The following is a 24,533-nucleotide window of genomic DNA, read 5'->3' as shown; positions in this document are numbered from 1 at the left end:
ACTACCGTATCTTTTTTTCTAAAGACAATCTGCTATGTTTGCTCATTTTATATTTGCCCTTTTACGTGCTGCGCCATCATTACAAGTTAAGCGTGCTTTTTTATCAGCTTTATCAATCGTCTCGTTTGACTCTCAGTCACGCTCAAAGACAGTAATATCACTGACACTAATAACGTTGGTCATGATCATGAGCGGTTGTGATGACGCGCAACCTGTATCCAAGCCGTCATCTGCCGAGTCCAAACCATCTGCTAATAGCCTTAAAGCTGATGCCTCACAGCGGGTAGTCAGTCCGGATTGGGGCAATGCTGCAACCCTGACGGCAATGGGCTATCCTCCTGTAGCGACGGGCGATGTACGTCTATGGGACAGATGGGTCGACACGCCTAGTCTGCCACCAGATATTGTCGATTTAGGTGGCCGCTATCAGCCGAATGCTGAGCTGGTCGCACAGTTGCCAATAGATATGGTGATTGATAATCCATTTTATGTGCATGCGCGCCGTTTGTATGGCGATGTACCTACCGAGTCGGTGATGTTTTCGGCCAGTGGCAAGGTGGCGACGTGGGCGGATTATACTGAGCCGACGCGTACATTGGGCAGATTGATTGGGCAGCCTGCCGCCGCTGAGGCTTATATCAAACAAAGTAAGCAAGACATGGAGCAGGCTGGCGCTCAGCTGCAAGCCCGCTATCCTCACGTAAATAAGTTTGCCGTTGTACAGTTTTCTGATGCCAATAACATGCGCATGTATGTCAATAACAGTCTGTTTAAGCCTGCATTTGCCGCAATGGGCAAAGAGCTTGTGGTGTTAGGTGAGGGCAATAATTACGGTTTTGTATCTAAGCGGGTCGGTGATTTGGCGGCGCTCGATGATGATGTGTGTTTGCTGACTGTGGATCCATTAAGCCCCATTACCCGCGCTGAGATGAAGGACAGTCTGATTTGGCAGCGCTTGGGCTATGGTCAGACGCGCTGTATAGGAGAGCTGACGCCTATTTGGATCTATGGCGGGATGTCATCGTTGGTCAGTTTGGCCAATCAAATATCAACCGTACAATTACAAGGCGGGGCAGCATCATGAATACGAGCAGCAAGCGCGCCAGCAGCACTTACACAGAGGTAAGTGACACAACACCTAGCAAACCGCAGCAGATACCGCCCAACCCCGTTAGCACTCATGCGCACTTTGGGCGATTATGGGTGCTGTTTGCAGTTCTATGTGCTTTGGTCATGGCTAGCAGTTGGGCGCTGATTGCGCGTGATTGGCACAGGCCATTGATGGACTTGTTTTTGCCCAGTATGCAGCTGGACATGGGCAGCATGGTGGTACAGTTGACTTTGTTGGCCAGCTCATTGGTCGCGTTATTGGCTGGCGGGCTGTTGGGGGCAGTCAGTATCTTATTACAGCAATTGGTCAAAAACCCGCTGGCGTCAGATACCACCCTCGGCGTCGGTGCCGGTGCGCAGCTGGCGATATTGCTGGTGAGTCTGTTTATACCGAGCCTGGCAATCTACGGCGGCATGTATGTGGCGTTTGTAGGGGCGCTGATTAGCATGGGTTTGGTGTTTGCGCTGGCGGCCGCCAGTCGTTTTAATGCGCTGATTTTGGTATTGGCAGGTTTGGTGGTCAATATCTTGTTGGCCGCATTTGCCAATGTCTTATTGTTGTTTTTTGCTGAGCGTAGTAATGGCACATTGTCATGGGCAGCAGGATTTTTGACGCAAAACAGCTGGCATACTACAACGCTATTGTCCTGGGCGGCAGTGGGGTTTGTGATGGCTTGCTTACCTCTGCTAAAACCGCTTGGCATGATGAGCTTGGATGACTGGCAAGCCAAGCGCTTGGGCGTGCCTGTACAAGGTATTCGCGCGCTGGTGGTGCTACTGGTGGCGCTGGTCACAGCGCTGGTGGTCAGCGAAGTGGGTCTGGTGGGTTTTGTAGGCTTGGGCGCAGCAAGCATCGTCAACGCTTTAGGTCTTACCGCTATTGGTAAACGATTGCTCGCAGCTTTTGGCTTTGGGGCACTGTTGTTATTACTGACCAATCATGCCGCGCTCCTGCTTGAACCTATCATAGCGATGCCGATTCCTGCAGGGGCGATGACGGGCGTGCTGGGTGCACCATTGATTATTTGGCTCATTTTGCGCCAGCGTCATGATCGGCTCGAGACGGTGTCTGCGCCCATGGTCAATCGCACACAAACCCCTGTGCATCTATGGCGCTGGGTGCTTGGCGTGGTAGGTTTGCTGCTCATCACCTCGCTGGTGGTACAAGATATCAAGGGCTGGACGCTGCTCAGTACGGATTGGGCCATCACTCAGCAATACCGTCTGCCACGCAGTCTCAGTGCGGCTGCGACCGGACTGATGCTGGCGGTGGCGGGGGTGTTGCTGCAAACACTCACGCGTAATCCGATGGCCAGCCCTGAGGTACTCGGTGTCAGCTCAGGCGCCGCACTTGGCGTCATTGGTGGGTTTTTTTGCTTACCGCTGCTGGGGTTGTCAGCAGGTGCAGGTACTCTGCTAGCGGCTGGCCTGATGGGTGCTCTTATAGTACTGCTGCTGGTGATTTGGCTAGCGCGGAAAGTCAGCTCAGGTTATCTGCTCTTGGTGGGGGTCGGTATCGCCGCGATGATGGATGGGGTCATGCACATGGTCAAGCTCTCAGGCGACCCGCGGCTTGAGGCGATGCTCAGCTGGCTGTCAGGGACGACCTATAGTGCCCAGCCCAATACCGTTTGGTATCTGATGGGGATAGCGCTGGTTTTGTTTGTGCTGAGTTTATTGATTATCAAACCGCTTAGAGTCTTGGGGTTGGGGGCTAGCATGGCACGCAATCTAGGTGTGGCAGTCAATCCTGTGACGCTCGCGCTTTTGATATTGGTGGCGGCGTTTAGTACGGCAAGTACGCTTGCAGTTGGGCCACTTAGTTTTGTGGGGCTGATGGTGCCCCATGTCGCGACTTCTCTAGGGGCGGTAAAACTGGAGCATCAATTGCCCTTAGCCGCCATTTTGGGCGCTGGTGTGATGGTGCTAGCTGATTGGTTTGGGCGTTATGTGATATTTCCTTATGAGCTGCCAGCAGGTACGATCGCTGCGCTGATTGGCGGGACGTATTTCTTGTGGCTGATTGGCAAAGTGCCGATGACTGCGCGTTAAGAATACAATTAACCTATTTCAAAATAGGTACAGCTCTACTGGCATTCATGAATTTCTGAGGAAAATTGAATTGAAGACACGCCCTAACACTTTTAAATGTCTTTACTGAGCATTTGTTCCATACGTATACTGAGTTATATTTGCCAAAAACTTTACTAAAGTTGTCCAAATTAACTTAAACCTATATAAAGTATGGAAGCAACCATGACGCCTGATTATTATCACTACTGGGGTAAGGCCCAGCCTAATGAGTACCTTTCAGATTCTCCCTACCATTTATTGGTTTATCACAGTCTAGATGTAGCGGCAGTGGCGCATTATCTACTCCATGATGATGCACCTATCATGAACGATTTATCCGGTTATTTAGAGATTCCTAAGCCTGAATTAAGACAGCTACTATGCTTTTTAATTGGTTTGCATGACTTGGGTAAGTTTGCCTCATCATTTCAGGGTTTATACCAGCCTGACGATGATACTTTTTTGACCAAAGTGGATCGCAGTATTTATGCCTATGACAAAAGACATGACGCGCTAGGCTGGTGTTTTTATCAAAACGCTTTTCTTAATGGGTATCTATGCGATATCGACATGGACACAAGGACAAAACGGCAGGTAAAGACAGGGCTGTCTATTTTAATTAACTGTGTACTTGGTCATCATGGTAAACCGATACAGCTAGAAGACAAACCTGTCGATGCAAAAGATCCTTTAGCCGTTGGAGTGAAATACCAACACGAGATTGATCCCAAAGATTTACAAGTGGCCAATCAGTGGATTAACGATCTTAAATCATTGTTTGCGATAGAACTACCTGTTGAGCTGCTTGCTGGTAAAGACTGGCATACTCGCGTAAAGCATGTCAGCTGGCAGCTATCAGGCGTAACCATGCTGGCTGATTGGTTAGGCTCAGATACCGCTTATTTTAGCTATCAACATCAAGTCATGCCCTTAGCAGACTACTGGCAGATGACACTGGATATTGCCAAGCGCTGCGTCGATGACAAAGGGCTAGCGACTACGCTCTCTCCCATACCTTTTAGTAGCGTACAAAACAGTTTTGGTTTTAGTCCGTCCCCTCTGCAAGCGTGGGCGGAGTCGGTGACTATTCATAACTATCCGCAGTTGTTTGTACTAGAAGATGTGACAGGGTCAGGCAAAACGGAAGCGGCTTTGACGCTAGCGCATCGGTTGATGGGCATGGGCGAGGTGGATGGTTTTTACTTTGGTCTGCCGACTACTGCGACCTCTAACGCCATGTTTGAACGTATCGAAAAGTTTATGCCAACGTTATACGGCAAGTCTGACAAACAGCCTTCACTGGTACTGGCGCATGGTAGCAAAAACATGAATGCAACGTTTCGAGAGCTTATTAATAATGCTAATAGCAACTACTCTTCAATAGGTCATTCTAAAGATACAAGCCGCGAGGCAGCAGGAGATGAGATAAGCAGTCAATGTCATGCTTGGTTTGCTAGTAGTAATAAGCGGGCGTTATTAGCCAATATCGGTGTCGGTACGATTGACCAAGCATTGCTGGCTGCCCTGCCTAAAAAGCATCAACCACTGCGCTTACTTGGCTTGCATCACAAGGTGCTGATATTTGATGAGGTACATAGCGCTGATAGTTATATGTTTGAGCTACTCAAATCCTTGTTACAAGTCCATCTGCACCAAGGGGGTCACGCTATCTTATTAACCGCTACCTTAAGCTTAGATAAGCGAGAAGCGCTCGCTAAGTTATGGCTGGGTCAAGAAGCGCCCAGCTACGTCAAAACAGTCGCTGCAAATGTGACTCAGTCCACGCATTTTCCTTTAGCGACGCATGTCACCATGACCCCAGATACCGACATAGATACGCTGGTTGAGACGTCAATAACCAGTCCTGAGCGAGTCTCGCGCAAGCTGAAAGTTGATTTTTTACATCAGACATCGGATGTTATTGATTATCTGGTAAAGGCTTCACAAAACCATCAATGCGCGGTATGGGTAAGAAATACGGTGACCGATGCTATTGATGCCTATGATGAGTTATTGAATGCAGGTGTAGCGGCAGAAAACTTACTCTTATTTCATAGCCGGTTTGCGCTGGCTGACCGCAGTCGTATTGAATCGACAGTGCTGGATTGGTTCGGTAAAGACAGCACACCTGCTAAGCGGGCGGGCAAGATTTTAATAGCAACGCAGGTGTTTCAAGAGTCGCTGGACGCAGATGCTGACATTATGGTCAGTGATTTGTGTCCTATTGATTATCTTATCCAGCGGGCAGGGAGGTTACATCGTCATAAGCGCAATATAGCAGGGCAAAGAATAACAGACAGTCATACCACAGTAGAATCAAGACCGTCGCCTGTATTGACGATATTGGCACCAAAGTTCAGCGCAGAGCCCAGAGCGAACTGGTATAGCGAGCTGTTTCCCAAAAGCCAATATGTCTATCGTCATCTAGGTCAGCTGTGGCTGACAATGCGTATATTGCAGCAGCAAGGTTATCTAGATTTGCCTAAAGATGCGCGTCTATTGATCGAATCGGTATATGCTGCTGAGGCGCAGCTACAAATACCCGATGCGCTACTGGCCGATAGCAAAGCCGATATGAGTCAGCAAAAGCGTAAACAACATAGTGCAAAAGACGCTTTGATTGATTGGGAAAAAGGCTATTGCGAAAAGAGTCAAGCCAGATGGTTTGGCAGTGAGTCCGCTGTCAACAGTGAAGCCAATACGCGCTTTCAAGAAATGCCAACTTGCGAAGTAGTGATACTGCGAACCGAACAAAGTGGCGATATCCATCAGATAGGCTTTTATGCAGATGCCTCAGAATTTCAATTAGAGCTGAGCACAGTTAAGATTGGTGAGAGTATGGCTGATAAGCTGACAGAAGTGCCCAGCCAATTTGCAGAACAAATCATGATGTTAAAAGAGCGCTATCGAGGTCTTGAATACAAAAGGTTATGGCTCGCTGATGCTGATGATAAGTTTACTTATGATAAGGAAAAGGGGTTGGTTGAGATAAATTCTATGATATAAGCTCAAACGACACTAGATGTCGCAATATAGCCAAATTTTGTTGACTAGAGCAAACTTAGACTTTATGCTACTTATTAGTAGCGTAAAGCCATAAGTACAGTGACAATAGTGACCATGATGACAATAACACGGTAAAAAAGGGATGATATGAATCTGATTACTGATAGCTGGATACCTGTTTTAAATCAAGATGGGAGCAGGGCGACGATTAAACCTGCCCAGCTGGCTGACCCCAATGTTATGGAGTTGGATTTACCGCGTTTAGACTTTCAGGGTGCCGCTTATCAGCTACTCATAGGATTATTGCAAACCACCTTTGCACCAGCAGATGTAGATGAATGGATGGACTACTATGACAACCCGCCGAGCGAATCTGATTTGCAACTTGCCTTTGATGACGTCATTCATGCCTTTCATGTAGATGGTGATGACGCACGTTTTATGCAGGATTTGGATACGTTAGAATCAATCGAATCTGTTAGATTAGTCGATAACTTATTCATTAATGCACCCGGACAGAATGCTTTAGATCAAAATAAGGATTTTTTCATAAAAAGAGATACTATCAATAAGCTATCTCTATCAATGGCATCACTTGCTTTATTTACTTTTCAAATTAATGCAACACAAGGGGGGCCTGGGTTTAGAGTTAGTTTACGCGGTAGTGGGCCCATGACTACATTAATACGCCCCGATGATACCGATAGCACGCTATGGAATAAGCTATGGTGGAATGTCATTAATAGAGAAGAATGGAGTTACCCTGATCCGGATTTTAGTGATGGCAGCGTGTTTCCTTGGCTGGCTGAGACTAGAGTCAGTGACAAGACTGGCGAGCCAATATATAGGGACGAGGTGCATCCGCTACATATCTATTGGGCAATGCCAAGGCGTATTCGACTGATTATAGACACGCCAAGTGATGAGCAATCAGCTAGCGCTCTAATCGATGATGTGACTGGTAAACATTGTCAGAAAGTTGTTCGTCAATTTAAAACTAAAAACTATGGAAATAATTATGAAGGAGATTGGTCACCACATCCTTTTACACCATATATAGTAGATTCAAAGAAAGCAGATGGTGTTCCTATTTCTATTAAAGGACAAACCTCTGGTATTACCTATATGCTTTGGCACTTACTTACCTTTACAGCTAAACAGGAAAAAACTGGTTTTATTCGAGCAATGGTAATAGACCATACCAACAGAATACATGAAGAAAGCTCTGGAAGACTATCAGCTAATAGATTATGGGCATTTTCATATACTATCATTAACAAGAATAAAGCCAATGGGTTTTATAGCAAAGAGCTGCCTATTTATCACATACCATCCAACCAGCAAACACAGCTTTTAGAGACAGTGCTTGAGCTACATGAGTTGAGTGACAGTATTATCAAGCAGCTGCGCAATAGTATCAAATACAGCTGGATGAGTGAGCGCCAAGCCAAAGACAGCAAAGGCGATATGAGCATGATTGATACTATGTTTTGGCAGCGTAGTGAGCCGCTGTTTTTTAGAGCGGTAGAGGATGCTGTAAATAATGGCGGCAGGCTTACGCCAACGGCAGCGCGCGAGTGGCTGAGTAAAATAAGTAAGCTGACAGAAAAGCTTTATGAAGAGCAAGTACTATCGAGTGCGGTTATTAAGCAAAGGCATATGGAGCAGCTTAACAATCTGCGCGCATTCTTATACGGTAATAAGCCGCTAGCAGCGTTTAGAAATCGCTATAAGTCAACTAAGGAAAATAGCTAATGACTGACACTATAGAAAAAGTAGCCTCTACCAATCCGCCTACAAAGCAGGCCACTCGATATTTGGGTAACTGTACTCCCATTGTGATGGCTTGGCATCAACGCTTGTTAGAAATTAAAAATAAAGCGCAGCAGCTTCAAGGGGAAGACGGTGAGGAGAATAGCGCCTATCTGCAATTTTTTCGTACGACTATCTCTGCGTCCGATGCCGCCAAACTCAAACGTTGTCAGCATATGGATGATGTCGCGATGCAGCCGGCTTTTATTGCGCTATGGCAGCAAGTAGAGCCTACACTGATAAAAAGCATTGCCAACCACAGGGCCTATAATCATCAAATTTCTGATAACACTTTTGCAGCGTGGTTGGCGGTGGCTTGGGTGCTGTCTCAGGTGCGAACGGTAGACGATCGCTACCTAGTCGCTAGCTCAGGTAAAAGTAAACGGCAATTGAATAATACGTTGGCATGCGTAGCAGGTCAGCGCCAAGACGATGGTGATAGACCGCTTATCACACCGCTGCGTTTTGAAAAGCTTATCTCTGCCCGTGATCCTGATAATTTTGTCAGTTTGCTGGCGCGTATGGTCGCCCAGCTTCAGCAGCAAGGACAGGCTATCAACGTGGTTTGGCTCGCCAATGACATATTGCACTGGTTTGCTGATTATCAGGGCAGCAATTACCGCACGCCCAAAGATAAGCTTACTGTGCAGTGGTCGCTGACTTATTATCAGATGTATAGCGACTAGATCAAACACTAAACTTATATAAAAACTTAATATTCACTACCTGTTATTACCCTTAATTATGAGGATTATCCCATGACCCAATTTATTCAATTACACGTACTGACCAGCTATCCGCCATCAAATCTCAATCGCGATGATATGGGACGCCCAAAGACGGCTCGTATGGGTAATGCCGAGCGCCTACGTATCAGCTCGCAAAGCTTAAAGCGTCATTGGCGCGTGTCCGACGTGTTTGAAGAAGCGCTGGCAGGTCATATTGGCACGCGCACCAAACGAATTGGTACGCAAGTTAAAGAAAAGCTGCTAGAGGGCGGAGTAAAAGAGAAGACGGTAGAGAACGCGGCTAAAGCGATTGCTGAACAATTTGGTAAAGTCAGTAGCAAACGTCCGCCTGAGATTGAGCAGTTGGTACATATCAGCCCAGCAGAGCAGCAAGCGGTCGATGATTTGGTTAAGCGAATTATCGAGACAGGGAATGAACCTACTGAAGAAGAGCTATCACTATTAAAGCATGACAATATGGCAGCAGACATTGCCTTGTTTGGGCGTATGCTTGCCAAAAAGCCTGCTTTTAATGTTGAAGCCGCGTGTCAAGTGGCGCACGCGATTAGTGTACAGCAAGTGGCGGTAGAGGACGATTATTTTACTGCTGTTGATGATTTAAATGACCATAGTGAAGATGCAGGAGCTGCTCATATTGGTGAGACTAATTTTGCAGCGGCGGTTTTTTATCAGTACGTTTGTATCAATAAAGACCTACTGCTAGATAATCTCAATGGCGATACTGAGCTTACCCAAAAAGCGCTATCCGCTCTTGTAGAGTCTATGACTACTGTTGCCCCATCTGGAAAACAAAACAGCTTTGGCTCGCGCGCTTTTGCTAGCTATGTTATGGCAGAAAAAGGCAGCATGCAGCCGCGCTCACTATCGGTGTCTTATCTTCGTCCTATCAATACGGACAATGTATTAAGCGATGCTATCGACAGTTTACAAAATCATCAGCAAAAGTTCGATAGTGTCTATGGTGATTGCGCCGATAGCCGTTATGTCATGGATGTAGAAAACGGCTTGGGTAGCTTGTCTGAATTAAAGCAGTTTGTAAGTGATGATGGCAAAGCCAATTACCCGCAATCATGATTGTTTGCTAATAAGTATACAAAAAATAGAAGCGGGAATTCTTAAAATCATCAATGCAATAATAGGTAATGGAAAGATACTATGGATTATTTAGTCATGCGCTTATATGCACCGATATCTTCGTGGGGGACACTGGCAGTAGGGGAGGATAGGCCTACAGTTAATTATCCGACTCGTAGTGCGGTGCTCGGTTTACTTGGTGCTGCTTTGGGTATCAAGCGTAGCGAGGCGCAAAAGCTAAGAGACTTGGCAAGTAGCATCGGCATTGCGTCTAAAACTTATAGCGAGGGCACCATACTGCGTGACTATCATACGATCCAAACGCCTACCACTGCTAAGGGCGTCAATTTCTTTACGCGCAAGCAAGAGCTACAAAGCGCTCAGGTTGAGACTATCTTATCTTCACGAGACTACCGCGAAGACGGATTATGGGTCGTGGCTATTTGGTTAAAGCCAGATGCGCAGGGTAGTAAGGTTGAGCACAACGTTGATTTGCAGCAGCTACAATATGCCTTAAAACATCCAAAATTCACGCTTTATCTTGGGCGTAAGTCTTGCCCTTTATCGCTGCCATTATCGCCGCAGATTATTACTGCCAATCATTTAAAAGCGGCATTAGATGTGAGTATCGACGAGCTTTTAGCAGAGCCATCACAAAATGAGTCTGTAAGAGAAGATAATAAGTTAAACGATAAGTCTAATAGGGTGGCTCACTGGCAAATCAATGAGCTGATAGATACGATGGTTAGTGACAGGTATTTACCGACTATCATAGATTATAAGGCTATAAATAAGCAAAATACTCGTCTGCGCCAAGTGACTTATCACTGGGAGGGCGAGATTGAGTCAATGTTTGCAGGTGCGTCGCCGGTTAATATATTTACCCATAACCATTGGGATGATCCCACAGATCGAAAGCAGTGGCAATTTACGCAGCGTATCGGGCATCAGTGGACAGCCTATGAACCTATCGATAATAAAGAGGCAAAAGAGATCATTTTAAATACGCCAGATAAGGAAGCGGTGCTATGAATTATCTGAGCAAAGTGACGCTTAAGCCAAGTCTAAATGCCAAGCATCTATTCGTAAAGGAGCAAATAAACCCTGAGCCGCGCTCATTAGCAAGCAACGATGCGCCCAAAGTCGACAATCCTTATCGAGTGCACCAAGCGCTATGGCAATTGTTCGATCTACCAGCAGGGAGTGATAGACCTTTTTTATATAGAGAATATGAGCAGGGTGGTCAGACTTTCTATTATGTACTCTCCACGCTCAAACCTAAGTTAGATCATCCTTTTTTTACTGTGCAAGCCAAAGCTTTTAACCCCAGTTTTTTTGTTGGTCAACGTTTGACATTTGAGCTACGAGCTAACCCTGTAAGTAGTCTAAAGAATGCCCAAGGCAAATCATCTCGGCATGATGTGTTAATGCTTGCCAAAAAATCGATGATGTCTCAAGGTTTTGATGATGCTTATAGTATTGATCAAGCGATGTTCGATGCTGGCGTAGATTGGATTACCAGTCCGGAGCGTCTGCAAGCGTGGGGCGTGATCATTCACCCAAATCTTGAGTTATCTGCTTATACGCAACACCGACTGCGCCGTAGCAAACAAGACTTAGAGCAGCAAGAGCAAGCTAAAGACAGTATGAATAATAAGCCAATTAAAGCCAAAAACAAGTTAATTCAGTTCTCAAGTCTCGACTACGCAGGCGCGCTTGAGATTCAAGATGTGGACTTATTTTATAATCAAATGATAAAAGGCTTTGGAAAGCAAAAGGCTTTTGGTTGTGGTCTTATGCTTGTACGTCCGCTACGACAAAACAACAGCTAACGGCTATTTATCTTATAAATTATCATCAATACTACCCTTATCAGTTGAGCTGACTTATGGCATTTATTCCCCTAAAGCCTATTCCCATTAAAGAGCGTAACTCTATGGTGTTTGTAGAGCGCGGTCAAATAGATGTCAAAGATGGCGCATTCGTGGTTATCGATAAAAACGGCATTCGCATGCATATTCCAGTTGGCTCCATCACTTGCCTGATGCTTGAGCCAGGGACACGAGTCAGTCACGCGGCTATTGCACTAGCCGCTAAGACAGGTACACTGCTTATTTGGGTAGGTGAAGCAGGGGTTCGTCTCTACTCAGTAGGTCAACCGGGCGGAGCGCGATCTGATAAGCTGCTTTATCAAGCTAAGCTGGCGTTAGATGAACAGCTCAGATTAAAAGTCGTCAAAAAAATGTTTGAGATCCGTTTTAATGAAACAGCACCCAGTCGGCGCAGTGTCAATCAGCTACGCGGCATCGAAGGCGGGCGTGTCAAAAAAATCTATCAGCGTCTGGCATCAGAGCACGGCATGATATGGAAAGGCCGCTCTTATGATCCTAGCGATTGGGATGTATCAGATGATCTCAATCGCTGTATTAGCGCCGCAACAGCTTGTCTTTATGGTGTTACCGAAGCAGCAATTTTAGCAGCTGGCTATGCGCCAGCTATCGGTTTTTTGCATACAGGGAAACCAAAAAGTTTCGTCTATGATATCGCAGATTTAGTAAAGTTCGAGACCGTAGTTCCTGTCGCTTTTGAGATTGCTAAGAAAGCACCGCCCAATCCGGATAAGGAAGTTAGAATCGCTTGTCGTGAGATATTTAGACAAAGCAGATTGTTAAAGAACCTTATTCCTATGATTGAAGAGGTATTATCCGCAGGAGAGATTGAACCACCAAAACCTTATGCAGATGCTCAGCCGCCCGCCATTCCAGAGCCTGATTCTATCGGTAACGAAGGTCATCGTAGTCAATAGCTTGATAAGGAGATAGGTTATGAGTATGCTGGTTGTGGTGACTGAAACGATACCTCCAAGACTAAGAGGGCGCTTGGCAGTTTGGCTATTAGAAATAAGAGCAGGGGTGTACGTCGGTGATGTCTCACGTAGAGTTCGAGAGATGATATGGGAGCAAGTTTTAGCATTGGCTGAAGAGGGCAATGTAGTGATGTCATGGGCAACCAATACAGAATCGGGTTTTGATTTTGTCACTTATGGTAAAAATAGGCGAATACCAATAGACCATGAAGGCATGCGTTTGGTACAATTTTATCCTTTGGAGACTGATGAAAATTAATGCTTTAAATTTCAATAACTTAACCATCCAGAAGATGGACGGGGTATGCTATTTAACAACTAAAAAACTTGGTAGAATAACAACAATAGAAAAATAATAATAATTTCATAGACTTACAACAAGTCTGTTCCCCGTAAGCACGGGGATTAACCGGTAAAAAAATTATTAGTACAAAACAAGGTGAACTGTTCCCCGTAAGCACGGGGATTAACCGCTGCTACTCACCAAAAACACCTTCCAACGACCCTGTTCCCCGTAAGCACGGGGATTAACCCATCTTGACAAAAGACATCTGCAACAAAATGTCCTGTTCCCCGTAAGCACGGGGATTAACCGCCAAAACCCCTTAAATGGGCATGCCCATATCGCTGTTCCCCGTAAGCACGGGGATTAACCGTTGGCCATATCATCGCTAGTGAGGTTACAAGCCTGTTCCCCGTAAGCACGGGGATTAACCGTGAAAAGCGTGGTGGCGCATTGGTGTCTGTTCCTGTTCCCCGTAAGCACGGGGATTAACCGCATTAATGCAAAATATGATAATCTCGATTTATCTGTTCCCCGTAAGCACGGGGATTAACCGAATGGATTTACTTTTTTAACACTATCGGCGGTCTGTTCCCCGTAAGCACGGGGATTAACCGGCGGCAGTATCTCGTATAACTGCCTAGTAAGACTGTTCCCCGTAAGCACGGGGATTAACCGTTTACTTGAGTCTGCCGTTGACCGTATTGAGACTGTTCCCCGTAAGCACGGGGATTAACCGGCGAGCGCGGCGAGATATGGGGCGGTCACGTACTGTTCCCCGTAAGCACGGGGATTAACCGACTTGCGTCATGTATGTTTGTTGTGCCTTTGACTGTTCCCCGTAAGCACGGGGATTAACCGGTGACGGATTGTCAATCATGGTATCAGGTGCACTGTTCCCCGTAAGCACGGGGATTAACCGGTGGTAGTAATGGCTAAATCCAATCTAGTAGTCTGTTCCCCGTAAGCACGGGGATTAACCGTCTAGCACTACCCAAACAAGAGAAATACCAAGCTGTTCCCCGTAAGCACGGGGATTAACCGTAGCATTACAGCGACCACAGCACAGATAGCAGCTGTTCCCCGTAAGCACGGGGATTAACCGGCGTCAATACTTGAGGTTGTAGGGCTGATTAGCTGTTCCCCGTAAGCACGGGGATTAACCGGGTCTTCGTAGTCTCTACTTTGGCCTATATGACTGTTCCCCGTAAGCACGGGGATTAACCGACCACAGGGTCAATGCTCGCTTTAATGACGATCTGTTCCCCGTAAGCACGGGGATTAACCGCCAAGGCATCTGGTCTTGTCGTGTTTGCTCAACTGTTCCCCGTAAGCACGGGGATTAACCGTCATAACGGTGAGTATGTTTTTACCAGTCCTGCTGTTCCCCGTAAGCACGGGGATTAACCGATGACCACCACCAGCGATAAAAATGGCGATCCCTGTTCCCCGTAAGCACGGGGATTAACCAGTATTAATAATTTTTGGTTTTGCTTGAGCATTGCTGTTCCCCGTAAGCACGGGGATTAACCGGCGCGTTGACGTTCTGGGCGTTTTGCGCGTCGCTGTTCCCCGTAAGCACGGGGATTAACCGGTATCGGGTAATGGTCTCGGGTATCGTGTGTGCTGTTCCCCGTAAGCACGGGGATTAACCGCGCAAAAACAAAGATGGCACGGTCAGATTTCGCTGTTCCCCGTAAGCACGGGGATTAACCGCCGCTATTTTGGGATTGGTCGTATGGTGACGGCTGTTCCCCGTAAGCACGGGGATTAACCGAATTATCTTGCGATTGTCTTACCAAAAAAGAGCCTGTTCCCCGTAAGCACGGGGATTAACCGCCATTTTCTTACTCTCCATTTACGCATGTTGTCTGTTCCCCGTAAGCACGGGGATTAACCGCGGTCAGGGCAGTGGTTGTGTCCTACCCATTGCTGTTCCCCGTAAGCACGGGGATTAACCGGTACGACAAACATACATGATGCAAGCCTAGGCCTGTTCCCCGTAAGCACGGGGATTAACCGAATGGCGGTGATTTTTTAACCGATGTTTACTACTGTTCCCCGTAAGCACGGGGATTAACCGAGCTGCCGTTTCCCGTGGTTATCAGCAAAGACCTGTTCCCCGTAAGCACGGGGATTAACCGCCCCATCTAAATTAATAGATAGGGCTTGCAGACTGTTCCCCGTAAGCACGGGGATTAACCGCACCCACATCACCATGCCTGAAAGGTATTCGACCTGTTCCCCGTAAGCACGGGGATTAACCGCTCTGCCTCATACGCTTTCTTCTCAGCGACTACTGTTCCCCGTAAGCACGGGGATTAACCGTAGATACGCCGCCGATATAGCGCAAAAACAGTCTGTTCCCCGTAAGCACGGGGATTAACCACACGGGCATGGACGACCAAGTAGAGTATGCGCCTGTTCCCCGTAAGCACGGGGATTAACCGTTCTGAAAGTTTAACCACTCGCTGCAAACAGTCTGTTCCCCGTAAGCACGGGGATTAACCGGTATCTCGATGAAATGGGCGACCAATTCGGACCTGTTCCCCGTAAGCACGGGGATTAACCGCGGCAGACCTATCAGGCATCGTGCAGCAGATACTGTTCCCCGTAAGCACGGGGATTAACCGCCAATTTATAGCAAACCTGATTTGGTATTAAGCTGTTCCCCGTAAGCACGGGGATTAACCGTTCCGTGACGTACCAGAGGCGTTAACGCAAGGCTGTTCCCCGTAAGCACGGGGATTAACCGTATGCTGGTGCGCTCGTTCCCCTCCTGCAAAACTGTTCCCCGTAAGCACGGGGATTAACCGGTGCGTCTATCATCGGTGGCATCTTAGGGGGTCTGTTCCCCGTAAGCACGGGGATTAACCGTTTGATTAACACCATTTTTCGCAATGGATTGCCTGTTCCCCGTAAGCACGGGGATTAACCGCGCCTGAGCCATTACAAACGAGTGATATAGCCCTGTTCCCCGTAAGCACGGGGATTAACCGGTGTATATAAATAGCGTCATTGGGTTCATGGTCTGTTCCCCGTAAGCACGGGGATTAACCGTCAGTTGATGACGGCGTAAAGCATGACCAAAACTGTTCCCCGTAAGCACGGGGATTAACCGTACATGAACGTCTAAATATTCACCTTTTAGATCTGTTCCCCGTAAGCACGGGGATTAACCGGTAATGCCAGCCGTTTTTTGGATAATCTCAAGTCTGTTCCCCGTAAGCACGGGGATTAACCGTAGCCATATCAAGGCTGAATTCAGCAGCATTGCTGTTCCCCGTAAGCACGGGGATTAACCGGCAATATGCTAATTTTAGGCGTGTGACTGTCTCCTGTTCCCCGTAAGCACGGGGATTAACCGACTTAACAATATCATCAGTCAATCGCATATTACTGTTCCCCGTAAGCACGGGGATTAACCGGCTTAGCGCCTACGATTTGCAATGTCATATTGCTGTTCCCCGTAAGCACGGGGATTAACCGCAATCACGACTTACACGACTTTATCGTGTTGCCTGTTCCCCGTAAGCACGGGGATTAACCGACCTCACCATATTTATTATATGCTACACAATCCTGTTCCCCGTAAGCACGGGGATTAACCGGCTCAAAACCACAGCTAAGAGCCTAATTATAGCTGTTCCCCGTAAGCACGGGGATTAACCGTATAACGAAAAGCGAGAACAAGCCCATTACAGCTGTTCCCCGTAAGCACGGGGATTAACCGGCATTGAGGTTAAGTATAACGAAAAGCGAGAACTGTTCCCCGTAAGCACGGGGATTAACCGAATAGCTAGATAGTGACTGGATCATAGTTTAACTGTTCCCCGTAAGCACGGGGATTAACCGCATATTTGATGAATTGGCGATAACTCCCGCACCTGTTCCCCGTAAGCACGGGGATTAACCGCATTATTTTATATCGGTGTCGGTATCGGCTCTCTGTTCCCCGTAAGCACGGGGATTAACCGGTTTATGTTTTTACTAATCCACAGACAGCAGACTGTTCCCCGTAAGCACGGGGATTAACCGACTTTGAACGAGCTATTTCGATTAACTCAAATCTGTTCCCCGTAAGCACGGGGATTAACCGGCTATATATATTTTGTCCGTCATATTTTCGACCTGTTCCCCGTAAGCACGGGGATTAACCGCACGACTGATAAAATCACCTATAAACATTTCACTGTTCCCCGTAAGCACGGGGATTAACCGAGAAATCCTACATCATGATGCCTCGATATGGACTGTTCCCCGTAAGCACGGGGATTAACCGCGGTTCTCGGTGCGTTATATTGGGTTTTAAGCCTGTTCCCCGTAAGCACGGGGATTAACCGCTCTTAGGGTGAGTATTGCCCATAGCTCCTCACTGTTCCCCGTAAGCACGGGGATTAACCGCTCTTAGGGTGAGTATTGCCCATAGCTCCTCACTGTTCCCCGTAAGCACGGGGATTAACCGGCGCATGGGCTTAATTGCTGGTCAAATAACGCACTGTTCCCCGTAAGCACGGGGATTAACCGATTTGGATTTTCCTATCAAGGCAAAGGTTGATCTGTTCCCCGTAAGCACGGGGATTAACCGTCTGGCTGAGCATGTGAATCTGACATCCGTAACTGTTCCCCGTAAGCACGGGGATTAACCGCAGGAAATGACCATACTGTCTGATGATTACTTTCTGTTCCCCGTAAGCACGGGGATTAACCGTTATACTTTTAAACCCATCGTTATTTTCAACTCTGTTCCCCGTAAGCACGGGGATTAACCGCCACTGATGTGAGGTCTGGCTCATGTTAGATACTGTTCCCCGTAAGCACGGGGATTAACCGTAACAATGAAATAAATTTACCACATGTAATCACTGTTCCCCGTAAGCACGGGGATTAACCGCTACTAGACGTAGCTTTTTGCGTTTAACTGATCTGTTCCCCGTAAGCACGGGGATTAACCGATATTGGAATAATTTTGCTAATGCTCCAAACACTGTTCCCCGTAAGCACGGGGATTAACCGTGGACACTGTAGGACGTGGTAAAGATGCTGAACTGTTCCCCGTAAGCACGGGGATTAACCGCATCTTTTCGCTTAAAACGAGAAATAGCCGTGCTGTTCCCCGTAAGCACGGGGATTAACCGATTGACCGCAGAGGCGCACCGCCCCAACTAGCCTGTTCCCCGTAAGCACGGGGATTAACCGCCCCTAGTGACCGTCATTTCTCGTTTCAATCGCTGTTCCCCGTAAGCACGGGGATTAACCGGCTTTCCATAACAAGTAGATAACCGCAATGATCTGTTCCCCGTAAGCACGGGGATTAACCGCAGTGGCATAAATCCCGTTTTGGACGGCTTGTCTGTTCCCCGTAAGCACGGGGATTAACCGTTATCGAGTATTACCAAGACTATCATCTGACACTGTTCCCCGTAAGCACGGGGATTAACCGAGCCTAACTATAGGCAATAAAAAACCCCTGATCTGTTCCCCGTAAGCACGGGGATTAACCGCAGGGTATGGCGCACTGGCAGCGCATGGGGCACTGTTCCCCGTAAGCACGGGGATTAACCGACAATGGCAGCTTGTTGGAACTGTTTTTCAGTCTGTTCCCCGTAAGCACGGGGATTAACCGTTTGTAGAAGATGATTACATAGCTAATTACTTCTGTTCCCCGTAAGCACGGGGATTAACCGTGAAACTGTATCGGGTGGTTTATCTGTTACTGCTGTTCCCCGTAAGCACGGGGATTAACCGCATCTGATGCTGCTTTAATTAGCGCTGACGATCTGTTCCCCGTAAGCACGGGGATTAACCGCGTTAAGGCATTACGTAAATCATTAACTGTCACTGTTCCCCGTAAGCACGGGGATTAACCGTTTTAAAAATGAGGGTGGGGTAACTACCTGCTCTGTTCCCCGTAAGCACGGGGATTAACCGCTATCAGGGCTTAAAACTTGCAAAAAGCATATCTGTTCCCCGTAAGCACGGGGATTAACCGGCTCAATAGGGCTTTTCAGAGGTGTTGAAGTACTGTTCCCCGTAAGCACGGGGATTAACCGTCCTAATTCGCTATTAGCACAATCCCCTTCGCCTGTTCCCCGTAAGCACGGGGATTAACCGTCCTAATTCGCTATTAGCACAATCCCCTTCGCCTGTTCCCCGTAAGCACGGGGATTAACCGGTGCAATTGCTCGGAGAATTTGATTTACCTAACTGTTCCCCGTAAGCACGGGGATTAACCGCCGCGTTTTTGTGCGCCGTGTGACGCCCTTTACTGTTCCCCGTAAGCACGGGGATTAACCGTTCATTTAAAAACTCTTTTAGTCCAGCAATGTCTGTTCCCCGTAAGCACGGGGATTAACCGGCTCTGTAGCTCCACCTATGATGATGCAAAGCCTGTTCCCCGTAAGCACGGGGATTAACCGGTATGGCTATGATAGCAAAGCGAATGAGTAGTCTGTTCCCCGTAAGCACGGGGATTAACCGTAGATGATGGTAGGTTTTCATAAACAGGCGTACCTGTTCCCCGTAAGCACGGGGATTAACCGCTGGCGAATTAGATAACGATTTGGAAGCTGGTCTGTTCCCCGTAAGCACGGGGATTAACCGCAATTTGTGATATTGATCACGCGATAGATAATCTGTTCCCCGTAAGCACGGGGATTAACCGTTACTTCTGTAGCAGTAATACGTCCAACACAGCTGTTCCCCGTAAGCACGGGGATTAACCGGCTCTGTTGATGTCACCCTGAGCTTGGTTAATCTGTTCCCCGTAAGCACGGGGATTAACCGCCTCAATTAGATTTATCTATTGATTTGATTAACTGTTCCCCGTAAGCACGGGGATTAACCGACATTTTTGGTTTTGGAATTGACGTTGAAAACCTGTTCCCCGTAAGCACGGGGATTAACCGACGTGGGCATTCCGTTCTTTAGCGTTGCAAATCTGTTCCCCGTAAGCACGGGGATTAACCGCCCCACTTTATAACACCATGAACGTGTACCGCCTGTTCCCCGTAAGCACGGGGATTAACCGCATCCCATCTAAGAAATCAAGATTTTTAATGACTGTTCCCCGTAAGCACGGGGATTAACCGAATAATATCATCGTAGCCTTGATCCGCTAAATCTGTTCCCCGTAAGCACGGGGATTAACCGCGGTTGCTAATCAACAAAATGTAAACACTAATCTGTTCCCCGTAAGCACGGGGATTAACCGCAGTATTGTTCAAATACTTATACATGGTGCGCCTGTTCCCCGTAAGCACGGGGATTAACCGTGCCAACAATCTATTAGCACAAGTCCTTTTGTCTGTTCCCCGTAAGCACGGGGATTAACCGGCACGCTTAGTAGTTTCTCCCTTTGGGTAGAACTGTTCCCCGTAAGCACGGGGATTAACCGGCGTAGGCAAGCACCTAAGCATTATATTCTATCTGTTCCCCGTAAGCACGGGGATTAACCGGACAGCGTAGAGGTCGATATACTGGCTATGGACTGTTCCCCGTAAGCACGGGGATTAACCGAGTTTGCACCTAGCAGCCGATAGCCTATCAACCTGTTCCCCGTAAGCACGGGGATTAACCGGTTGATGAAGTCACAGATGATGAATTAGCAACCTGTTCCCCGTAAGCACGGGGATTAACCGCCTTGTTTTAGTGTGTACAACCGCCTAAAATACTGTTCCCCGTAAGCACGGGGATTAACCAGTGAACGTGCTGTCATTATTTTTGCTTGTTTTTCTGTTCCCCGTAAGCACGGGGATTAACCGATTGATGCCCGAATTGACCACAGAAGCCATAACTGTTCCCCGTAAGCACGGGGATTAACCATATTTCACGCTCTATGCGCTCTTTAATCAATCCTGTTCCCCGTAAGCACGGGGATTAACCGCAGAATAATTAATGGGCGACTTGGTGCAAGCCCTGTTCCCCGTAAGCACGGGGATTAACCGTTAAGAATGATAACGACGCTAAAGAGCTTATGCTGTTCCCCGTAAGCACGGGGATTAACCGGAATTAAATATGAAAACTTTAATCGGATATGACTGTTCCCCGTAAGCACGGGGATTAACCGCTCATATCATAAATTGGTTGATTGTGTGGACGCTGTTCCCCGTAAGCACGGGGATTAACCGAACAATTACGCCATAAGTATTTGCCAAAGCACCTGTTCCCCGTAAGCACGGGGATTAACCGGTGAAGAAATCTCTATAGACGTTGGAGCGTTCCTGTTCCCCGTAAGCACGGGGATTAACCGTGATTAATGTATTTACTCAAGATGGTGGCAAACTGTTCCCCGTAAGCACGGGGATTAACCGCCAGTTATATTCTCAGTTTCGACAATACGATTCTGTTCCCCGTAAGCACGGGGATTAACCGGCGCGTCAGAATGAGCGGCAACGTGATAACTACTGTTCCCCGTAAGCACGGGGATTAACCGCCACCTGATTACATGGCGTGTTTTGCGTGTAGCTGTTCCCCGTAAGCACGGGGATTAACCGACCTGACCGCGATAGCTATCACCGATGGGCACCTGTTCCCCGTAAGCACGGGGATTAACCGATTCTTAGCCTTCTTCTTATCTTTCGTGATTGCTGTTCCCCGTAAGCACGGGGATTAACCGCGCCCAATGTTGCAGCGGTAACGATTGCGCCCCTGTTCCCCGTAAGCACGGGGATTAACCGCGAGGTAATTATGACACATATAACGATAGACACTGTTCCCCGTAAGCACGGGGATTAACCGGAATTGTCGATCATCGCTGCTAGTGTTGGTCGCTGTTCCCCGTAAGCACGGGGATTAACCGCCCACTAATCAAAGTGAGCTTGTTTGTTTATTCTGTTCCCCGTAAGCACGGGGATTAACCGCCCAGAGCTGACCGATTATTACAATGTAACGCCTGTTCCCCGTAAGCACGGGGATTAACCGTTATTCAACATGCTGACGAGGGTCAAGCTCCACTGTTCCCCGTAAGCACGGGGATTAACCGCAGCAGCTAAGTACGGCACAGGACAGCAGCCACTGTTCCCCGTAAGCACGGGGATTAACCGTACGCTTAGTAGGGTCTTTAGGATATTACTAGTAGGCATCTGATAATCAGAACTGTCTTTAGACAATAAAAAACCCTTACAAGTCAATGACTGTAAGGGTTTCTTGTTTTTCAATATATGGTGGGCCCAGTAGGACTTGAACCTACGACCAAAGGATTATGAGTCCTCTGCTCTAACCAACTGAGCTATGGGCCCTAACGTTAGACGCATAATGATACCTGATTTTTTTTAATTTTCAAGTAAAAGATAGCCTGTCAGACAGATATTATTCAAAATCAGCTGTTTTTTTGATCAAACACTACCACCTGCCAAAGTCAAGTGGCGTCCACCATCGATGGTGATAATCTCGCCTGTGACATAGCTGGCCTGTGCTAGATACAGCACGCTATGGGCAATCTCATCAGGGCGACCAATACGCTGCATCGGTATAGAGCTGAGGATGTTTTTTTGTTCATCACCATTGAGGGCCTGATCACTATCAGCGTCGGGCAATATATTGACGCCTGGCGCGACGCCATTGACTCGTACACTAGGTGCCATCTCAAGCGCCAAGGACTGCACCATCATACGATGCGCAGCCTTCGCCATATTATAAGCGCTATAGCCTTTAAATGGCTTATCATGAGCATGGATATCTAGCAAACTAACGATGCAGCCGTGCTGCGTTTGTAGATGAGGCAAGAATGCTTGACTGAGTAATAATGGCGCTTTGGCATTGGTCAAAAACAGCTCGTCCCACTGCTGAGTATTAATGCTACCAAGGGGGCTAGGATAAAAACGCGAGGCGTTATGCACCAATACATCCAACTGACCAAAACAGGATATGATGTTCGCTACAAAGTCGTTTAGACGCTTAGGCTCATTGACCAGCTTTAAGTCAGCGACGATCATCGCCGCGCTATCAGGACGGCGGCGATTGAGATCGGCAGTGAGCGCCTTTGCTTGCTGCTCACTGTGACGACAGTGGATAATGACTCGGTAGCCTTGAGTATGCGCCGCTTTGATAATAGCAGCTCCGATACGTTTGGCGCTGCCAGTAACGAGCATGACAGGCGCGCCTGCGCTGGCAGTTGCCGACTGAGTAGGGATAACGGCGTGATTCATAGTCTATCTGTATTTTTGGTATAAAGGAGTAAAGTCGTATCAGCACTATATCTTAAGAGTTATATCAGGACGCACTTTGACGGTTATCCTCATCTAAGAGAGGTGCTGAGTGTCCAGATGATCTATGCGCGCTTGCCGTAATGCTGCACCAATTTCTGGCCCTCGAAGCCCGGCTTCGATGTCTTCCATACCAATCGCGTGAAAACTATTGAGAGCCAGCATCATTTGCCGATGCTGCTTTGCCAACTGAAAAGTATGACTACATACCAACAGCTGTGAGAGTTTTTCAGGTGCTTTATGAGCGCCGCAGGCTTGTATGAGGTCAATTCTTTCAGCGGTATCCAGCTCATTGACAGCGGCTAGAGTAGGGAGCTGCTGGACAAACAAATTGGCAAACTGAGTATGTACTTTGGGCACCTTGACCATGTTGCCAATTTGGTTGATGTTTTTTGTCGTAGAGACTGTCTCAACGTTAGAGTCTGTGTGAGCGTTTGTAAACACATCAGCGCTCAGGCTTGTCATCAGTAGCGCCCAGCGCTGTGATAAATTCAGCTGCATTTGACCGGCAAAATATAGTGCCGTCTGCACCGTCTCTCTTATATGCGTATTATTCCAAGCCCCATGTAATGGCGTAAAATACTCGGTAAGTGCACCGATATCAAACAACTGCTGCCAGTACACATGCGGGGAGAGCTGCATCATCGCGCGGCTCGATTCTTGCCAAATACGCTCACTACTGAGATGAGCAAGCTCTCCTGAGTGGACCAGTTGGCGCATCAATGCCAGTGTCTCCTCAGCGATGGTAAAGCCCAAATCATAATAGCGCCCATAAAATCGTGCGGTGCGCAGTACCCGTAAAGGGTCTTCACTAAACGCAGGTGAGACATGACGCAAGGTCTTATTCGCAAGATCATCCAATCCGCCGTAGTAGTCGAGAACCTTGCCTGTCAGCGGCGTGTCATCGGTTAGGCTAGTGACTTCTATCGCCATTGCATTGATGGTGAGATCACGGCGCTGCAAGTCTTCTTGCAAAGTAACATCGATGCTGGCATGGATGCTAAAGCCTTGATAGCCGACGCCTTGTTTGCGCTCAGTACGCGCTAGCGCATACTCTTCATGCGTTTTCGGATGCAAAAACACCGGAAAGTCTGCGCCTACTTGTACAAACCCAGCACTGAGCATCTGTGCCACTGTCGCGGCCACGACGACGTAGTCTTTGTCCTTGATAGGTCGTCCTAGTAGCTGGTCGCGGACGGCTCCGCCAACAAGATAAATCTGCATGATAGCCTCGTATTATCGCGCGAGTTAGGACTGATATGTGCCATCAGTCAATGACAATAAAAAACCAGCCATCGCACTGAAATGGCGATGGCTGGTTTTAGTATAACAGAGGAGCGCTATCCATAGAGGTT

At 47.6% G+C, this 24,533-nt stretch carries 12 protein-coding genes, 1 tRNA gene and 1 CRISPR repeat array; of the genes, 10 read left to right on the top strand and 3 right to left on the bottom strand.

What is annotated here, in order from left to right:
- Positions 1-187: 187 nt before the first annotated feature.
- The 10 genes from AADH33_RS07925 (at position 188) to cas2e (ending at position 12,949) form a co-directional block, all read left to right on the top strand.
- Positions 188-1,084 carry an ABC transporter substrate-binding protein gene (locus AADH33_RS07925; RefSeq protein ID WP_348548531.1) on the top strand — a complete coding sequence of 299 codons (897 nt, stop codon included), beginning with the start codon at positions 188-190 and terminating at the stop codon, positions 1,082-1,084.
- Complete coding sequence (fhuB, locus tag AADH33_RS07920) at positions 1,081-3,162, top strand: Fe(3+)-hydroxamate ABC transporter permease FhuB (protein ID WP_348548530.1); 2,082 nt, start codon at positions 1,081-1,083, stop codon at positions 3,160-3,162. The genes AADH33_RS07925 and fhuB overlap by 4 nt, the downstream gene beginning before the upstream one ends.
- 204 nt (positions 3,163-3,366) lie before the next feature.
- Positions 3,367-6,189 carry a CRISPR-associated helicase Cas3' gene (cas3, locus tag AADH33_RS07915; protein WP_348548529.1) on the top strand — a complete coding sequence of 941 codons (2,823 nt, stop codon included), beginning with the start codon at positions 3,367-3,369 and terminating at the stop codon, positions 6,187-6,189.
- Between the two features lie 147 nt (positions 6,190-6,336).
- On the top strand, positions 6,337-7,944 hold the full coding sequence (gene casA, locus AADH33_RS07910; protein WP_348548528.1) for a type I-E CRISPR-associated protein Cse1/CasA: 1,608 nt from the start codon (positions 6,337-6,339) through the stop codon (positions 7,942-7,944).
- Positions 7,944-8,687 carry a type I-E CRISPR-associated protein Cse2/CasB gene (casB, locus tag AADH33_RS07905; RefSeq protein WP_348548527.1) on the top strand — a complete coding sequence of 248 codons (744 nt, stop codon included), beginning with the start codon at positions 7,944-7,946 and terminating at the stop codon, positions 8,685-8,687. The genes casA and casB overlap by 1 nt, the downstream gene beginning before the upstream one ends.
- Before the next feature lie 72 nt (positions 8,688-8,759).
- Positions 8,760-9,824, top strand: coding sequence for a type I-E CRISPR-associated protein Cas7/Cse4/CasC (gene cas7e, locus AADH33_RS07900; protein ID WP_348548526.1), 1,065 nt, complete (start codon positions 8,760-8,762; stop codon positions 9,822-9,824).
- A gap of 81 nt (positions 9,825-9,905) precedes the next feature.
- Positions 9,906-10,856 carry a type I-E CRISPR-associated protein Cas5/CasD gene (gene cas5e / locus AADH33_RS07895; RefSeq protein WP_348548525.1) on the top strand — a complete coding sequence of 317 codons (951 nt, stop codon included), beginning with the start codon at positions 9,906-9,908 and terminating at the stop codon, positions 10,854-10,856.
- Positions 10,853-11,656, top strand: coding sequence for a type I-E CRISPR-associated protein Cas6/Cse3/CasE (cas6e, locus tag AADH33_RS07890; protein WP_348548524.1), 804 nt, complete (start codon positions 10,853-10,855; stop codon positions 11,654-11,656). The genes cas5e and cas6e overlap by 4 nt, the downstream gene beginning before the upstream one ends.
- A gap of 56 nt (positions 11,657-11,712) precedes the next feature.
- Entirely contained in the window at positions 11,713-12,630 is a 918-nt protein-coding gene (cas1e, locus tag AADH33_RS07885; RefSeq protein ID WP_075101220.1) for a type I-E CRISPR-associated endonuclease Cas1e, read from the top strand.
- 19 nt (positions 12,631-12,649) lie between these two features.
- Positions 12,650-12,949 (top strand): type I-E CRISPR-associated endoribonuclease Cas2e, encoded by a 300-nt coding sequence (gene cas2e, locus AADH33_RS07880; RefSeq protein WP_075101221.1) that lies wholly within the window; start codon positions 12,650-12,652, stop codon positions 12,947-12,949.
- A 124-nt stretch (positions 12,950-13,073) separates the two neighbouring features.
- Positions 13,074-22,017: a CRISPR direct-repeat array (repeat unit 29 nt; unit sequence CTGTTCCCCGTAAGCACGGGGATTAACCG).
- Positions 22,018-22,135: 118 nt separating this feature from the next.
- On the opposite strand, the gene AADH33_RS07875 is transcribed toward cas2e, so the two are convergent.
- From AADH33_RS07875 to AADH33_RS07865, 3 genes are all read right to left on the bottom strand, one after another.
- Positions 22,136-22,212: transfer RNA gene (locus tag AADH33_RS07875), tRNA-Ile, on the bottom strand.
- Positions 22,213-22,308: 96 nt separating this feature from the next.
- A complete protein-coding gene (locus AADH33_RS07870; protein WP_348548523.1) occupies positions 22,309-23,121 on the bottom strand; it encodes a pteridine reductase in 813 nt (270 codons plus the stop codon).
- Between the two features lie 93 nt (positions 23,122-23,214).
- Entirely contained in the window at positions 23,215-24,402 is a 1,188-nt protein-coding gene (locus AADH33_RS07865) for a tRNA nucleotidyltransferase (protein ID WP_348548522.1), read from the bottom strand.
- Positions 24,403-24,533: the final 131 nt, after the last annotated feature.

The sequence above is a fragment of the Psychrobacter sp. KFRI-CH2-11 genome (assembly GCF_038239325.1).
Taxonomy (GTDB): Bacteria; Pseudomonadota; Gammaproteobacteria; order Pseudomonadales; family Moraxellaceae; genus Psychrobacter; species Psychrobacter celer.
The sequence above is the reverse complement of the archived record's forward strand: the minus strand, read 5'-3'. Positions and strand labels throughout refer to the sequence as shown.

Bases quoted from the DNA above. Each gene is read 5' to 3' on its own strand.
- AADH33_RS07925 (WP_348548531.1), top strand. From the start codon at position 188: ATGAGCGGTTGTGATGACGCGCAACCTGTATCCAAGCCGTCATCTGCC.
- casB (WP_348548527.1), top strand. From the start codon at position 7,944: ATGACTGACACTATAGAAAAAGTAGCCTCTACCAATCCGCCTACAAAG.
- cas7e (WP_348548526.1), top strand. From the start codon at position 8,760: ATGACCCAATTTATTCAATTACACGTACTGACCAGCTATCCGCCATCA.
- cas1e (WP_075101220.1), top strand. From the start codon at position 11,713: ATGGCATTTATTCCCCTAAAGCCTATTCCCATTAAAGAGCGTAACTCT.
- AADH33_RS07865 (WP_348548522.1), bottom strand. From the start codon at position 24,402: ATGCAGATTTATCTTGTTGGCGGAGCCGTCCGCGACCAGCTACTAGGA.
- AADH33_RS07870 (WP_348548523.1), bottom strand. From the start codon at position 23,121: ATGAATCACGCCGTTATCCCTACTCAGTCGGCAACTGCCAGCGCAGGC.
- cas2e (WP_075101221.1), top strand. From the start codon at position 12,650: ATGAGTATGCTGGTTGTGGTGACTGAAACGATACCTCCAAGACTAAGA.
- casA (WP_348548528.1), top strand. From the start codon at position 6,337: ATGAATCTGATTACTGATAGCTGGATACCTGTTTTAAATCAAGATGGG.
- cas6e (WP_348548524.1), top strand. From the start codon at position 10,853: ATGAATTATCTGAGCAAAGTGACGCTTAAGCCAAGTCTAAATGCCAAG.
- cas3 (WP_348548529.1), top strand. From the start codon at position 3,367: ATGACGCCTGATTATTATCACTACTGGGGTAAGGCCCAGCCTAATGAG.
- cas5e (WP_348548525.1), top strand. From the start codon at position 9,906: ATGGATTATTTAGTCATGCGCTTATATGCACCGATATCTTCGTGGGGG.
- fhuB (WP_348548530.1), top strand. From the start codon at position 1,081: ATGAATACGAGCAGCAAGCGCGCCAGCAGCACTTACACAGAGGTAAGT.